At 56.2% G+C, this 15,671-nt stretch carries 13 protein-coding genes; 5 read left to right on the top strand and 8 right to left on the bottom strand.

The genetic code is table 11. The features are described from left to right. Positions 1-4: 4 nt before the first annotated feature. A complete protein-coding gene (locus H7B67_RS05795; RefSeq protein WP_185118848.1) occupies positions 5-1,270 on the bottom strand; it encodes a molybdopterin molybdotransferase MoeA in 1,266 nt (421 codons plus the stop codon). 476 nt (positions 1,271-1,746) lie between these two features. Here H7B67_RS05795 and H7B67_RS05790 point away from each other — a divergent pair, with 476 nt between their 5' ends. Next, complete coding sequence (locus H7B67_RS05790) at positions 1,747-2,982, top strand: nitrate/nitrite transporter (protein WP_185118847.1); 1,236 nt, start codon at positions 1,747-1,749, stop codon at positions 2,980-2,982. Positions 2,983-3,073: 91 nt separating this feature from the next. On the opposite strand, the gene H7B67_RS05785 is transcribed toward H7B67_RS05790, so the two are convergent. Next, entirely contained in the window at positions 3,074-4,549 is a 1,476-nt protein-coding gene (locus H7B67_RS05785) for a DHA2 family efflux MFS transporter permease subunit (protein WP_185118846.1), read from the bottom strand. A gap of 151 nt (positions 4,550-4,700) precedes the next feature. On the opposite strand from H7B67_RS05785, the gene H7B67_RS05780 reads away from it, so the two are divergent. Then, a complete protein-coding gene (locus H7B67_RS05780) occupies positions 4,701-5,273 on the top strand; it encodes a TetR/AcrR family transcriptional regulator (protein ID WP_185118845.1) in 573 nt (190 codons plus the stop codon). Positions 5,274-5,293: 20 nt separating this feature from the next. On the opposite strand, the gene H7B67_RS05775 is transcribed toward H7B67_RS05780, so the two are convergent. From H7B67_RS05775 to H7B67_RS05765, 3 genes are all read right to left on the bottom strand, one after another. Continuing rightward, positions 5,294-7,033: a B12-binding domain-containing radical SAM protein gene (locus H7B67_RS05775; RefSeq protein ID WP_185118844.1), complete on the bottom strand. Its 1,740-nt coding sequence runs from the start codon at positions 7,031-7,033 to the stop codon at positions 5,294-5,296. Positions 7,034-7,267: 234 nt separating this feature from the next. Beyond that, a complete protein-coding gene (locus H7B67_RS05770; RefSeq protein WP_185118843.1) occupies positions 7,268-8,614 on the bottom strand; it encodes a GH1 family beta-glucosidase in 1,347 nt (448 codons plus the stop codon). Between the two features lie 151 nt (positions 8,615-8,765). Next, a complete protein-coding gene (locus tag H7B67_RS05765; protein ID WP_185118842.1) occupies positions 8,766-9,809 on the bottom strand; it encodes a hypothetical protein in 1,044 nt (347 codons plus the stop codon). A gap of 180 nt (positions 9,810-9,989) precedes the next feature. Between H7B67_RS05765 and H7B67_RS05760 the strand changes: the two genes are divergently transcribed. Both H7B67_RS05760 and H7B67_RS05755 read left to right on the top strand, forming a co-directional pair. Continuing rightward, on the top strand, positions 9,990-10,844 hold the full coding sequence (locus tag H7B67_RS05760) for an alpha/beta hydrolase (protein WP_185118841.1): 855 nt from the start codon (positions 9,990-9,992) through the stop codon (positions 10,842-10,844). A 156-nt stretch (positions 10,845-11,000) separates the two neighbouring features. Continuing rightward, complete coding sequence (locus H7B67_RS05755; RefSeq protein ID WP_185118840.1) at positions 11,001-11,804, top strand: Cof-type HAD-IIB family hydrolase; 804 nt, start codon at positions 11,001-11,003, stop codon at positions 11,802-11,804. A 505-nt stretch (positions 11,805-12,309) separates the two neighbouring features. On the opposite strand, the gene H7B67_RS05750 is transcribed toward H7B67_RS05755, so the two are convergent. Next, complete coding sequence (locus H7B67_RS05750; RefSeq protein WP_185118839.1) at positions 12,310-12,684, bottom strand: helix-turn-helix domain-containing protein; 375 nt, start codon at positions 12,682-12,684, stop codon at positions 12,310-12,312. A 283-nt stretch (positions 12,685-12,967) separates the two neighbouring features. Here H7B67_RS05750 and H7B67_RS05745 point away from each other — a divergent pair, with 283 nt between their 5' ends. Continuing rightward, positions 12,968-13,195: a hypothetical protein gene (locus H7B67_RS05745; RefSeq protein WP_185118838.1), complete on the top strand. Its 228-nt coding sequence runs from the start codon at positions 12,968-12,970 to the stop codon at positions 13,193-13,195. Positions 13,196-13,276: 81 nt separating this feature from the next. Here the strand turns inward: H7B67_RS05745 and H7B67_RS05740 are convergent, their stop codons facing one another. Beyond that, positions 13,277-14,359 (bottom strand): GNAT family N-acetyltransferase, encoded by a 1,083-nt coding sequence (locus H7B67_RS05740; protein WP_185118837.1) that lies wholly within the window; start codon positions 14,357-14,359, stop codon positions 13,277-13,279. A gap of 247 nt (positions 14,360-14,606) precedes the next feature. Beyond that, positions 14,607-15,650 (bottom strand): glycoside hydrolase family 5 protein, encoded by a 1,044-nt coding sequence (locus H7B67_RS05735; RefSeq protein ID WP_185118836.1) that lies wholly within the window; start codon positions 15,648-15,650, stop codon positions 14,607-14,609. Between the last annotated feature and the right edge of the window lie 21 nt (positions 15,651-15,671).

Genomic DNA, 15,671 nt, shown 5'->3' with positions numbered 1-15,671 from the left:
AAGCTTAAGTCAAACGAAGCCAGCGAACGCTCTGCCCCGCGGCCGCTCCTTGCCCTCCGGCGGGAATCATCGCGAGCGCTCCCGCCCCGGAGAAGGCCGCGATGTTGCCCGATCGATCGTTCGGCAGCGGAGTCAAGCTCCACGCGCCGCCGGCCGGACGAACCCGGGAACGAATGTATCTCGGATAAGGACAGGGCTTGGAGACCCCCTCCTCCAGCACGCCCGACTCCCATTCGTTTAAGTAGGAATCGGACCCATAAGCTTTTCTCACGTAAGGTTTCACCAGCAGCTCCAAGCCCGCGAAGCAAGCGGACGGATTGCCCGATAAGGCGATCAGCGTCTTGGCCCCTCTCGCGTATGCCGATGTCGGCGTTCCCGGCCTCATCAGCACCTTGGTGAACAGCGGCTCGGCTCCCGCCAGTTCGGCCGCGGGCTTGGCATAATCGTAGCGCCCGACGCTCACTCCCCCGGTCGTCACGACCAAATCCGCGGTTTCCCAAGCTTGGTCGATAAGACGCGCAATCTCATCCTCCCTGTCCGCGCAAGGCGGAAGTCGGCGAACGGTCGCTCCCATCTCCTTTAAGCTGGCTTCGAGCATAAAACCGTTCGAATCGTAGATGCGTCCGGGTAGCAGCGGCTGTCCAGGCAGCACGAGCTCCTCTCCGATCGGAAGGACGGCGACCGTCGGCTTCGTATGCACCGACACCCTTTCGAAGCCGAAGGAAGCGAGCAGCGCCATCTCCTTAGGTCCGATTCTCTTCCCCTGCTTCAGCAGCAGGCTGCATTCCGGAATGTCCTTGCCCGGCTCCGCGATGTGCTGCCCCCGTTCGGCCGGACGGTCGATCTGAGCGACGCCGATCCCATCCTCCCCGATCACTCGCCGAACTCTCTCTTGAATGATGATGGAATCGAAGGAGGCCGGGACCGGCGAGCCCGTGAACACCCGAACGGCCGAACGTTCGGAGGAGAAGCCTTGAACGCCTTCCGCGCTCTGGCCGGCCTTGAGCTCCGACTCGACGAACAATAGAACGGGCTGTTCCGGGGAAGCGCCCAGCGTATCGATCGTCTTCACCGCATACCCGTCCATCGCCGCCCTTCGGAACGGAGGCATCGAGAAAGGGCTGACATAGGCTTCGGCCGCCGTCCGGCCCAGCGCCTGGGACAGCTCCACGACTTCCTTGCCCGGTGGGAGCGCCCTCGATACGAGCAGACCTTCCGCCTCTTCCACCGATACGACGCCGTTCCTCGTTTTCTCTGTCGCTTCGATCATTCGAATTCCCCCTCCATCGAAAACACCATCGAATCGCTTAAAAAAAGCATAAAAGCCCGTCCCTTGCAGCAAGGGTACGGGCGTCATCGCCATTGTCGGGCACTTCGTTGTGCGACCTTTTATTCCATTGAATATAGAGTACGCGGCAATCTTCATAATGTCAATACAAATGTCACATTATATGACGTAAGTGCCGAATAAAAACACAAAATCGGAGGGTGAATCGTTTATTTTCAGAAAATTTGCGTGATGTATATTGACATCAAAAAATCGATTTTCTATAATTCAGCTTGGGTTCACAATGACGTGACCGAAATATTCCCGGCGAGCACAGAGGCGTGCCGCCGTTAGGCAATGGGGCCGCAGTTTCCTTCCTAAGGGAGGAGTGCGGCCTCTTCTTGTTCAATCAGCCTTTCAGTGGAAATTACACTAGGACTCTTCAGGGTCCGGATTGAAGGAAAGGGGAGTTATTCTCGATGGAAAACGAAAACAAAAGCTTCTGGAAAAGCGGACATAAACCTACCTTATTCAGCGCCTTCCTGTACTTCGATATGAGCTTCATGGTATGGGTGCTGATCGGCCCTCTTGCCGTCGTCATCATGCAGGATTATCCGATGGACCCCGTACAGAAGGCCAACCTCGTCGCCCTTCCCGTTCTGGGAGGCTCGATCCTTCGTCTCGTTCTCGGCTTCCTCACCGATTATATAGGAGCGAAGCGAACCGGGCAGATCGGCATGCTGCTGACGACCATCCCTCTTATCTGGGGCTGGCAGTTCGTCAACTCCCTGGACCAGCTATATATCGTAGCCCTTCTGCTCGGCATCGCCGGCGCTTCGTTCGCCGCCGCTCTTCCTCTGGCCAGCCAGTGGTACCCGAAGCAGCACCAGGGTCTGGCCATGGGGATCGCGGGAGCCGGCAACAGCGGCACCGTCTTCTCCACCTTGTTCGCCAACCGGCTCGCTCAGCATTACGGGAGCTGGGAAGTCGTCTTCGGACTCGCTCTCATTCCGATCCTGACCGTATTCGTTCTCTTTACGATCTTCGCCAAGGACAGCCCGAACCGCCCCGCTCCCAAGAAACTGTCCCACTACGGCAAAGTGCTTAGCCAGAGAGACGCTTGGCTGTTCTGTATCCTGTACAGCGTGACCTTCGGCGGATTCGTCGGCCTGTCCAACTACCTCACCATCTTCTTCAACGCCCAATACGACCTCTCGGCCGTACGCGCGGCCGACTTCACGACGCTTTGCGTCATCGCCGGAAGCTTCTTCCGCCCGATCGGCGGTGTCCTGTCCGACAAGCTCGGAGGCGTGCGAATGCTCACCATCCTGTATGCGGGCGCGGCTATCATGCTCGCTTGCGTCTCTTCGCTTCCTCCGCTCGCTCTCGTCATCGTTCTGCTCTTCGTCGGCATGATGTGCCTCGGAGCCGGCAACGGAGCGGTATTCCAGCTTGTCCCCCAACGATTCTCCAATGAAATCGGGATCGTCACGGGAATTGTCGGTGCCGCCGGCGGCCTCGGCGGCTATGCCCTCCCGCTGATTCTCGGCAGCCTGTACAAGTCGACCAACTCCTACACCCCCGGCTTCCTTATCCTTAGCGGCATCGTCGTCCTCAGCATGATCATGCTGATGGTCGTGCAGAACAGCTGGAAAAAAACTTGGAGCGGGCAAGGCGGGACCGCGAAGATCGAAACGGTCGGTCAGGCAAGCTAATAGCTCCGCAACAAAGAACCCCGATGTCTCTACGCGAGACATCGGGGTTCGTCTTGCTTGCCTATAGATTACGGATAACGATCCGTTCCGATCAGTGGCCCATGCCGCCGCGGGTCTCGCCTTCCGGCGCCTTCGTCTTGCGGATGAAGAGGCCGAGCACGAGCGCGACGAGCGCGATGATGAAGCCGATCCAGAACGCGCTGTGCAAGCCTTCGATCAAGCCTTTGGCCATCTCGAGCGGGTTCTGAGGATCGCTGGACGTCTTCAGGTAATCCTTCTGGCCGTTCGACATGATGCTGATGAACAGCGCCGTGCCGATCGCGCCGGATACTTGCTGCAGCGTATTCAGTATCGCCGTTCCGTGCGGATACAGATGGCGCGGCAGCTGGTTCAGACCCGTCGTCTGCGCCGGCATCATGACCATCGAGAGGCCGATCAGCAGAACGATGTGAACCGTGATCAGGTAACCGTTGCTGGTCGTCTCGTCGAACCCGGTGAACAAGAAGATGGACAGCGCCACGATAATGAGACCCGGAATAACGAGCACGCGCGGTCCGAACTTGTCGAACAGCTTGCCCGAGATCGGAGCCATGATCCCGTTTACGACTCCGCCCGGCAGCATCGTCAGGCCGGACTTGAACGCCGTCATGAACAGGACGCCTTGCAGGAACATCGGAAGCAGCGTCATCGTGGAGAACAGCGTCATCATGATGACGAAGAGCAGGACGGTCACGAGCGCGAACATCGGATACTTGAATGCGCGCAGATCCATGACGGGATCCTTAAGCTTCAATTGACGGAAGATGAAGATAACGAGAGCGACAAGGCCGACGCTAATCGCCCAGATAACTTCCGAATGACCCCAGCCGCCTTCTCCGGCTTTGCTGAACCCGTACACCACGCCGCCGAAACCGATCGTCGAGAGAATGATCGACAGGACATCGACCTTCGGCTTCGTCACTTCGGATACGTTCTTCATGAAGACCGCCGCGAAGATGATCGAGAACACCGCGATCGGGATGACGAGAATAAACAGCCAGCGCCAGGACAGCGAGTCCATGATCAGACCGGACACCGTCGGACCGATCGCGGGCGCGAACATGATGACGAGACCGATGAGTCCCATCGCTCCGCCCCGGCTCTCCGGAGGGAAAATCGCAAGAATCGTGTTCATCATGACGGGAAGCATAAGGCCCGTTCCGAGAGCCTGAATGATCCGGCCGGTAAGCAGCAATTCGAATCCGGGAGCGATCGCCGCGATGACCGTTCCGACAAGGAACAGGATCATGGCCGACAAGAACATCTGCCTGGTGGTGAACCATTGCTGAAGCACGGCCGTTACCGGCACGAGCACGCCGATGACGAGCATGTACGCGGTGGACAGCCATTGGATCGTGGAATAAGGAACGTTTAAGGCAGTGACCAATTCGGGAAGCGCGTTCCCGAGCAACGTCTCGTTAAGAATGGCAACGAAGGCTCCGATAATAAGCGCGAAAACGATCGGTCCGCGCTTGATGCGGCTCAGATCGACGCCGGAACCGCTTTGGGTTGCGCTTGCAGTACTCATGGTTGGTGGTTTTCTCTCCCTCTTCTATCTTTTTTCTACACTTGTATGTCTAAGCCTACAGATGTATAGTTTCCAATATACTAGTTAGTTTGCCCAGCGCTCAAGATTCAAATTAAGCGAAGTTGTAGAGTAATCTACAGATGGGGGTCATATGTCGAAAAAAAATTCAGAATCCGCCTCGACCGATTTGCGGGTAAGACGCACTCATAAGCTGCTGTGGGAAGCTCTTTTGCGGTTGTTCCAGCGCCATCCTTACGAATCCATCACCGTCCAGCAGATCTGCGACGAAGCGATGGTGCACCGGACGACCTTCTACAACCACTTCGAGGATAAGGATCACTTGCTGATGTACGGATTGGAACAGATCGATAAGCAATTCAGCCAGGAATCCGTTCGGGATCGCTTGCTGAAACCTACGCAAACAGCCGAGAAAATTATGGATGAGAACAAATTCACCCCTTTGAAGACAAGCGAATCCGACGGCAAAATCTCTCGAATGCTGTACAAGCACGGGATGGAAGGACTCAAGAAAGACCTGAGGGAGCTCGAGGAGTCGGGAGTGAAGTTCCCGCTTCCCCTGGAAGTGATCGCGGCGTTCGTCTCCGGAGCCCGAATCGCCCTTTGCGCGTGGTGGATGGAGAACGGCAGGAAGGAATCCGCCGCTCAAATCGACGAATACCTTCAGCAGATGATCAACCCGAAGCTGTTCTCCAAGGACGCATAAAGGCTTGCCCCGCGTTCGGTTTACTGGGCGGCCGCGAGGGGAAGAGGAATCGGCACGAGCCGCGCCGGCTCCTCTTCCCCTCCGAATACGGCGACGAGAAGGGTCTGGGTCCCGGCGTCGTACTCCTTCTTAGCCACCCATGCCTCGTAATCGAACGGAATCCTCTCCAGAACGAGCTTCTTGGCCGCCTCTCTCTCCTCCATGCCCAGCCGCTGCGCGGCACGTTTCAGATCCGCCGTCCAGGTCGTCTTTTCCAATCGTTCGGCGTCCCACCAAATCTTGCGCGGTTTGTACTTATGTTGAAGGAAATAATCCGCTTTAAGCAGCGCCAGCGCCAGCTCCATGTTGAGCTCGGGATTCGCGTCATCCTGCAGGAACGACCAGAGCCTGATGAACAAATCCTCCAGCTGGTGGCCGATTCTCTGCCATCCCTTTCCTTCCCAATAATCACCGAATCTCTGGAAAAAGTCAAACGGAGACGGGTAAGCCGTATCCACCAAATATTCGATCGTCCGGTCCATCCGGTGCGCGTTCCAATATTTCTCCAGCACGTCTTCCACCCGCTTGATTCTCACGATGTCGGAGAAAGGCATCAGCTCGTTGCTGAGCATCTCGTACGGAGCCCGATCCATGAACACATAGCCGTACTTTTCCGCGTCTAGCCGAAGCCCGGTTCCCCGAAGCATCTTAAGAAAGCCGAGCTGAAGCTCCTCCGGACGCAGCGCGAACACGTCGTTGAACGTTTTCCGGAACGTGTCGTAGTCCTCATGCGGAAGACCGGCGATCAGGTCCAAATGCTGGTCGATCTTGCCGCTCTCCTTCACCTTGGTCACCGTGCGGGTCAGCTTGCTCCAATTCTGGCGCCGCTTGACGGCCAGGTTCGTCTCGTCGTTCGTCGACTGGACGCCGATCTCGAAGCGGAAGATGCCCGGCGGCGCGTTCTCGGAGAGAAAGTCCAGCACCTCGGGCCGCATGATGTCCGCCGTAATCTCGAATTGGAACACGCAGCCCCGGTGATTGTCGATCAGGAATCGGAAAATTTCGAGCGCATACTCGCGTTTGATGTTGAACGTCCGGTCGACGAACTTGATCAGCTTGGCTCCGCTGTCGATCAGATAGGTCAGGTCGGCTTTGACCCGATCCATATCGAAGTAACGCACGCCCACCTCGATGCTGGACAAGCAGAATTGGCAGCTGAACGGGCAGCCGCGGCTCGTCTCGAAGTACACGACCCGGTTGGCGAGCGTCGGCAGATCCTCCTCGAAGCGGTAGGGCGAAGGGATGGCGTTCAGATCCAGCTTCGGGCGGCCCGGATTCACGATGACTTCCCCGTTCTTGCGGTAGGCGAGGCCGAACACGAAGTGGAACTTGCGATCGCCCTCCAGCTCCCGCAGCAGGTCGCGGAACGTCTCTTCCCCTTCGCCGACGACGATGTGGTCGACCGACGGCAGACGGTTCATCCAGTACTCGGTGTCATAGCTTACCTCCGGGCCTCCGAGCACGATCGTCGCCTCGGGCAGCACCTTGCGAAGCATGTCGATGACGGTGATCGTCTCTTCGATGTTCCAGATATAGCAGGAGAAGCCGACGACGTCCGGTTTGCGCCGGTACAAGTCCGCAACGATGTTCATCGCCGGATCCTTAATCGTATATTCCGCCATATCCACCTTGAACTCGGGCTCGGCATACGCCTTGAGGCAGCGCAGGGCAAGCGAGGTATGGATAAACTTGGCGTTCAGCGTCGCGACGACGACGTTCATAAGCTAGGTTCCTTCTTTCCGATAAAAGCATTTGACTTCGATTCCCTTATTGTAACGGATATACGGCTCCGGTGGAAATTTTATGGTCTCTTGCATTGGATTCAGTTGAGTAACTACTACTCATCTTGATGCACATGCGTCGGTAGCGTTTAAGAAAGGTATCAAAAAAAACAAAGAGCCAGCTCCCCGCACGCCCCAACGAGCGATACGGGAAACCGGCTCTTTTAATAACCCTTAAACTTCCAATCCGTCGTCGGCGATGACCTTCTGGATGAAGTAGTAGCTGTCCTTCGGGTGACGCTCGAGCGTCTCGTAGTTCGTGTACACGATGCCGAAGCGCTTCTTGTAGCCTTCCGCCCACTCGAAGTTGTCGAGCAGCGACCAAGCGAAGTAGCCCTTCAGTTGAACGCCGGACTCGATCAGGCGATGCAGCTGGATGAAGTGCTTCTTGTAGTAGTCGGCGCGAAGCGCGTCATGCACGCGATTGCCTTCGGCGAGTTCGTCTTCGTAGCAAGCTCCGTTCTCCGTGATGTAGATCGGAATGTCGCCGTACTCGTCCTTCACCCAAGACAGAACCTTGTACAGGCCGTCCGGATAAACGTTCCAGTCCATGAACGTCTTGTCGAAGCCGACTTGGACGTCTTCGCTGTCGAACAGGCCCTCGTCCTTCTTGTAGCGCGTGTAGCCGCCGCTGTAGAAGTTGACCCCGATGAAGTCGATCGGCTGCGAGATCGTCTCCATGTCTCCGTCTTGAATCGGCACTTCGGCGCCCTTGGAGCGGTACCAGTCGACCATGAACTGCGGGTAAGTGCCCTTGAGCGTCGGCTCCATGAACCACTCGTTGTAGTAAGCGCGGCTGCGGCGAGCGGCTTCCACGTCCTCCGGCTTGGTGGTGAGCGGTTCATACCAGTACAGGTTGTGAGTCGTGCCGATTTGGCCTTCGATTCCGAGAGCGCGGAACTTCTTGACCGCTTCCCCGTGGGCGACCATGCAGTTATGGGCGACGGTCACGGCGAGCTGCAGGTCTTTGTTCCCCGGCGCATGGGCGCCGATGTAGTTCGACAGGAACGATACGCACCAGGTCTCGTTGAACGTAATCCACTGCTTGATTTTCCCGTTGAACTCTTTGAAGATCACTTCCGCATACTTCACGAACGCATCAATCGAATCGCGGTTCGCCCAGCCGCCCTTGTCTTGCAGAGCTTGCGGGAGATCCCAGTGGTACAAAGTAACGGCCGGCTCGATGCCTGCGGCAAGCAGAGCGTCGACGACTCGGCGGTAGTAATCGAGACCCTTCTCGTTCACTTCGCCCGTTCCTTGCGGGAAGATGCGCGGCCATGCGATGGAGAAACGGTAAGCCTTGACGCCCAGTTTCTTCAGCAGAGCGACGTCTTCTTCATAACGATGGTAGCTGTCGCAAGCGACATCGCCGTTGTCGTTGTTCACGACCTTGCCTGGAGTATGCGAGAACGTGTCCCAGATGGACAGGCCGCGGCCGTCCTCTTGATATGCACCCTCGATCTGATACGAAGCCGTTGCCGTGCCCCAAACGAAATCAGACGGGAAATTTAACTTAGCCAACGTAAACCCCTCCGCGCATAATAATGGATGTACAACGTATAAAACGTTTTCCTTGATTCATTGTAATTCATTTCGGCGGAAAAGGCATACGGGAAACATGTGCGATGTTGGCGAGTCTTTATTCGAATTGGCTGTAGCCGCTGCGATCCGGTTACCCGAGCAAGGACTTGGCTTTCTCCTCCAGTTGATCGCGGAAAGCCTGAACTTCCGGGATACTCGATTGCCCGCCGCTATCTCCCTTGCGGAACACGTATCCGTCCGTCTTCGCGAGCACGTCCAGGAACTCCTGGGCAAGCTTAGCCGTCGCCGTATCCGGATTCTCGCTGACTATTTTCTCGTAGAGCTCGGTGATGTCCGGCTTTACCTTGTACGTATCGAAATCGAAAATCGGCGTGTTATCGAGACCATAGAGCAGGTTGGTCAGGTAAAGAAGGTATCTCTCCGTCGCCTTGGCCTTCTCCGGCGAATCCGGATAATCCTTCACGAATCGCTCCGCGGTCAGCGTCCGGTTCGCCAGCTCCTCCCAAGAGATCGTTAGCCCGCCGTCGGCCGCCCTTTTCTGATCCGATTCCAATGCCAGCAGCGCCACGTAATCCTTCATGGCGGGGCTCGCGTAAGAATCGAACCTCTTCAGCTTGCCGTAATCCACGACGGGAAAAGCAAACCCTTCGGCCGTCTCCAGCTTAAAGCCTCCGTCCAGCGCGGCTTGCACCTTCTCGCGGGCGGCTCCGTCCTCGATGGTCGAAAGCTGATCCTCGGTGAACGGCCACTGTACCTTCTGAAGCTGCTGCTGCAGCTTCTCCTCTTCGAAGCTCGACTGCATCTCGCTCAGATTCGTTTCATAATAAGCGAGAAGCTGACGCAGCATCTCGTCCGCCGTGTCCTTGGATACCTTCGGCAAATCGGCGTCCAGCTGGGCGTTCAGGTCGGCATAGGAAGCCTTCTCGCTAATCTTCCCTTTAAATGCATCGAGTATCGCGCCGTCCTCCGAACCGGACGTAGGGGCCGTGGTTGCGGACGAGGACGCGGAAGGGGAAGCGGAAACCGCTGCCGATGGCGAGCTTGGCGACGGGGTCCCCGAAGAATCGGCGTTGTTATTGTTCGTGCAGGCGGACAAGCCCGCTACGACGATAGTCGAAGCCATCGCCACGATCAGAAGCTTGCTGTTTCTCTTGTTTGTAAAGTTTGTTTTCATTTTAACACCCTCCTCACCCCTTACAGACGAACCGAAACCGTGCAAGGTTGCCAATCATCCCCCGGATTGTAAGCTGCCATTTTCTTCACGCCCGATGCTTGAACCGGGGATTGCAATTGTCGTTTATTTGGGCTACAAAGAATAGAGATGCAGATCCGATGAAGAAAGGGGCTGGCAAGGATGAGTTATAGGGAGACGGAATGGCGAATGCGGGACGACACCCGCATGTTCGCCTGCGAATGGCTGCCGGAAGACCCGTCGCGGGCGAAAGCCTTCATCGGTCTGGTTCACGGGATGGGCGAGCATACCAGGCGCTATGCCCATGTCGCCGAGATGCTCGTTCGGGAGGGTTATATCGTCTGGGCGTTCGATCAATACGGCCACGGGAGAACGCCGGGCAAACGCGGCCATGCGCCGGGCTACGACGCTCTCCTCCAAGGTCCCGATTTGCTGATCGCCGAAGCCTCTCGCCGTTATCCCGACCTGCCGGCGTTTCTCTACGGACACAGCATGGGCGGCAACGTGACCCTGAATTATCTGCTGCGCCGCCAGCCGACTATCGCCGGAGCGGTCGTATCGAGCCCTTGGCTTAAACTTGCGTTCAGCCCGCCGCCTCTAACCGCTCTCGTGGGCCGGATCGTGGAACGAATCTATCCGCAGTACTCCAACCATCGCCCTCTTGTCGCCGAGCGCTTGACCTCGGATCCCGCCATGATCCGTAGGATCGCCGAAGACCCGGACGGTCACGGCTATATTACCGCCGGTTTCTTCTACGGAGTAAGCCGCGCCGGCCATTGGGCGATCGCGAACGCGGGCAAGCTCTCCGTTCCGGTGCTTCTCATGCACGGAAGCGACGACAAGGTCACCTCGCTCGAAGCGAGCCGCCAATTCGCCGCCCGCGCGGGGAGCCGCTGCAAGCTGGTCGAATGGCCGGGATTTCGCCATGAGCTGCACAACGAGACGGAGCGGGGAGCCGTGTTCGCGGTCATTCGCCAGTGGCTTGGAGAGAAGGTCGAGGAATTTAACCGCGATTGACGTTAAGGAGCCGCCTTCCGATGCAACGCTGATACAGCGCCCGGTCCGGCGGCTTTTCCGCGCTTGTCCTATTCCGAACGTTTGCTATACAATTTTGGAAGGCTATAATTTAGATGGCTATAGATAGAAGCCGTACTCGGATAAGGAGAGGTAACCATGTCGAAATACCGTTTGATTGCGATGGACCTGGACGACACGCTGCTGACGGACGATCTTGCCGTAACGGAGAAAACCCGCAGCAGAATGGCCGAAGCCATCGCGCAAGGCGCCCACCTGACGATCGCGACCGGCCGCATGTTCGCTTCCGCGAAGAAAGTGGCGGAGCAGGTCGGCCTCAACGTTCCGATCATAACGTACCAAGGCTCTCTCATTCGCAACCTGCTTGATGAAGAAGTGCTGTACGAACGATTCGTTCCTTACGACAAAGTTCGTTTCTTGTACGAATACACCCGCGAGCACAATCTCCACCTTCAAACTTATATTAACGATCGGCTTTATTCCTTCGATAACGGAGACAAGCTCGCCGCGTACGCGAAGCAGTCCGGCATTCCTTACATCGTGGAGCCCGAGTTGGACCGCCTGCCGGAAGGCAACCATACGAAGCTTATCATCATCGACGATCCGGCCAAGCTGGACGCCCTTATTCCGGTCTTGAAGCCTCTGCTCGGAGAAGGCGTTCACGTGACGAAGTCCAAAGCGAACTATCTCGAATTCCTTCATCCCGAAGGCACGAAGGGGCATGCGCTGCGGTTCCTGGCGGCCCATTACGGCTTCACGATGGACGAGACGATCGCCATGGGCGATGCCTGGAACGATCACGAGATGATCGAAGCGGCAGGACTCGGCGTCGCGATGGCCAATGCCATTCCTGAGCTGAAAGCGATCGCCAACTACGTCACGTTAAGCAATAACGAAGACGGCGTGGCTCACGTGCTGGAGAAGTTCGTGCTGAACCAATAAAAAAAACGGCCCGGGAATGCGAAGCTTGAAGCTCCCGAGGCCGTTTTTTTACGTCTTGTCGTAGTTCACGTTCGCAAGTTAACCGAACCCGCCGCCTTCGCGGCGTCCACCGGCCGATGCTGCCGCAGTTGTACATGAAATTTCATGTTCATGGAGCCCCATTCCCGTAAAATCGAGGAATGTACATTAAATTTCATGTTCATTGAGCCTCATTCCCGTAAAATCGAAGAATGTACATGAAATTTCACGCTCATTGAGCCTCATTCCCGTAAAATCGAGGAATGTACATTAAATTTCATGTTCATTGAGCCTCATTCCCGTAAAATCGAGGAATGAACATGAAATTTCATGTTCATTGAGCCTCATTCCCGTAAAATCGAAGAATGTACATGAAATTTCACGCTCATTGAGCCTCATTCCCGTAAAATCGAGGAATGTACTTGATATTTCATGTTCATGGAGCCCCATTCCCGTAAAATCGAGGAATGTACATGAAATTTCACGTTCATTTAGCCCCATCCCGGTCTCCATACGCGTCTTGTCCTCGCCGATCCTTGAGCCGCTTGGCTTTGAGCAGACGGAACATCTCCAAGCTATCGAGAAGGTGCTTGGCCTCCTCGTCGGTCAGCGGCTCCTCCGCGCCGTTGACGAGCAGTCGGTTCTCGGCGCCGACGTTCCCTTTCTTCTCCCCGGTCAGCAACCAATCGATCGAGACCTCGTAGATATCCGCCAATTCCCTCAGCACGTCGTTGTCCGGCTGAGACCTATCGTTCTCGTATTTGGAGATCGTCGTGAAGTCGATGCCAAGCTTGTCCGCGACCTGGTTCTGCGTCCATTGTTTGCCGTTGCGAGCCTGCTTCAGACGCGATCCGAACGACATCTTCATCACCTCTTCTGATTCCCAGTATAAGAGAATGGGCGAACCTCCAACAGAATACTTGAAGAAAGTTCAAATTATCGGTTGATTCAGGAATAATTTACAAGTTAAAATAAGGATACTTGACGATTCTTCAACGTCAGGAAAGGAGCTTCCGCATGTTGCTACCGTCCATGCCTTTCTGGCTCATCATGTATGTCATTCTGTTTTTCCCTTGCGTTATCCTCTCTATTATCCTTGAGCTTCGACATCGCAAACGGCTAGCCGCCAAGAAGGAGGAGAAGCCATGATCGTACGCTGGCTAAGGCCCGGCTTGCCTCCCTCCGACTGGGATTGTCCCGACATCGAGCAATTGCTGTTTCTGCTTCGGCTTGTGCCTGCCATCCATTTGAACGGCCATTACTATCGATTCGTGCGCGCGACGCTGATGGTCGAACCGGAAGCCATGTCCGTCGCGATCCAAGTCGCGAACGATGCCGCGCCGGACTTCGAATCCGGAAGGCAAAGCGAATAACCGCCGTCCCGGCGGCACCGAATAAAAAAAGATCGCCCGCCGCCAAGCCGGAAAGGCTTAAGCAGCGGACGATCTATTTTTTTATTCGATTCCGATCTTCTTCTCCAGCTTCAGCGACTTCACCGTGCCTAAAGGGCGAACGAACAGCTCTTGGCCGACAATCTCGTAGCCCATGTTCTCGTACAGCACCAGATTCCGGTGAACCGATTGGCGAACCATGCACGTGCTTCGGGACATCCCCTTGCTGACTCCCTTCCGCTCGATCCACTCCACCAGCATGCGGGCAAGGCCGCGTTTTCTTCTCGTGGGGATGACGGACAGGCGGAAGAAGTAGATCGCGTCCCCTTCGAACCGGTATCGGACCATCGCCGACGGAAGGTTGTCTTCATATACGATAGCGGCGAATTCGCTGCCGGATTCGAGGCCTTCCCGGATGCTATCGACCGTCTCCTCCAGAGCGCTGGAAGGCGGAACCGCGGAGCGGAATTCTTCGAACGCCTCCAGCATGATCGAGTGAATGGCTTCGGCATCGGCCGCCGTCGCTTCCCGCACTTCTACGACCGGATCGGCGCTCGGCTTCGTTCTGGCAGCCCCTTGGCCCGCAGGCGCAGCGGATGCGGCGGACGGCGCCGCGACCGTCTTCGGAGCCTCTTTCTCCCGCTCCTCTCCGTCCGGCAGCGCTTCCTCGTCGGAGGACTTGCGCGTCTGCTCTTCGTCGGCAACGGACGGCTCCTCCGCTTCGACCTCGTCCGGATCCACCTCCGCTTCCACTTCGATCGCTTGCGGCTCCGCTCCGAGCCTGTCCCCTTCGCCTCTTAAGTAATTCCGGCTTTTCCTGTTGAACAAGAAGAGCAGCGTCGCAAAAGACAGCACCAATTGGATCACGTCGATGGAGCTCAGCCACAGAATAAAGAAGCACATGATGATCGTTGGCCAGTACATCCGCCTCTTGATGAAGTACAGCGCAAGCGCGACCGGAAGGACGGCCATCGCGAAGTTCATGAACACGGTCGACATGTCGATGTCTTCCAGTTCCTTCTTATCGAGGGTGAAGATCTGCCCGAAGACGGTCACGATAAAAACTAATTTGATTAGCAACAAATACTGGGCGGTTTTGATACTGCTTGGTTTCGCGTTTTTGTTGAGACTGCTTGGCTTCAGCAAGTGGGGACCTCCTGGCGGTTGATGAGTTACTCCAATTATAGCTTATCTCTCCGGGAAAAATCGACTATCGTTCCTCTCCGGCTTATGACCCTGTTAGGATAGTACGGGCTTCGTTCCAATTGGTTGCATTCAGAAAGCGATTCTCGCTTGCCCATGGACGCGGCAAGCCGCATAGTCGCAAAGAAAACCGCCCCTCCCTCGTAGACGCGGATGACGGCCTTGAGGGAGGAGCGGTTTCTTTCCGTTTTTATTCGAACAATGCTCTAATCAGTTCTTTATTGACTACGGCGCCATTCCGGTCGACGAGCCCGAAATCCATCTCTTTATAGCTCCAGTACGCGCGTCCGATCCCGCGTTCGTCCAGCAGCCTCACGACATCGCGGACCCAACGAACGGCGTCGTCCGGCTGCGCCTGGTCGATGACTCCGAATTCCCCGCAATAGAGCTGCTTGCCCGCGTAGGTCATAAAGTTATCGGCATGGCGCAAGTATTTCTCGATCAACTGCTTGTCGTTTCTCTCCCACGCTTGGCGCCCCAACTTATGCAGATATTCGGGATGCTTGTTCAGGTACGCTTGCGCCTCCGGCATCTCTCCGGGGTAGTGAACGATCTTGCCGTACTCCAGAATATCTTCGCTGAACGGAGCCAATTGATGGGTGAAGAACAGCGGCTCGTAATAGTGAAAGTTATATACGACTAAAGGATCGTCGCTTAATGTCAACTCCTTCAGGGTCAGAACGCTGTTCGCGTCATTGCCCCCGACGAGCACGACCCGCTCCGCATCCGTTTGCCGTATGGCTTCCACCGCGCTTAAGTAAACCCGGTTCCACTGATAGTCGGTGGAATCGGTAATCTCGTTGACCAGCTCGAAGACGAGCCGGTTCCCGATCCCTTGGTAACGCTTGGCCAACATCGTCCAAATCGCCAGAAATCTCTCCCGGTTCCCGTCCTCGTTCAGCATCGGATTCGGCTCGGGGACGTACCCGTACACTTGGCCCGGAGCCTTGTGCAGATCGAGAATGACGTTCAGCCCGTGCTTCCCGCACCATTCCAAGCAGCGGTCGATCCGCTCGAGATTCGCTTCGTCGTAGGTCATCGGCGCGCTCTCGTTCTCGATAATATCGTAATCTACCGGAAGCCGGACGTGATCGGCTCCCCAGCCGGCAATGACGGCGATATCCGATTCGGTAATGAACGAATCGAAATGATTCCCTCCCGCCAGATTGGCGAAATACTGGGATAGCCAGCCTCCCAGGTTCACTCCCGCTCTGAATCGGTCATAAAAAATCATCGATAACCCTCCTGGTCCGTC

Origin of the sequence: Cohnella thailandensis, from assembly GCF_014212135.1 — a bacterium.
In the GTDB taxonomy this organism is placed as follows: Bacteria; Bacillota; Bacilli; order Paenibacillales; family Paenibacillaceae; genus Cohnella; species Cohnella thailandensis.
This window is presented reverse-complemented; position numbering and strand designations above follow the sequence as displayed.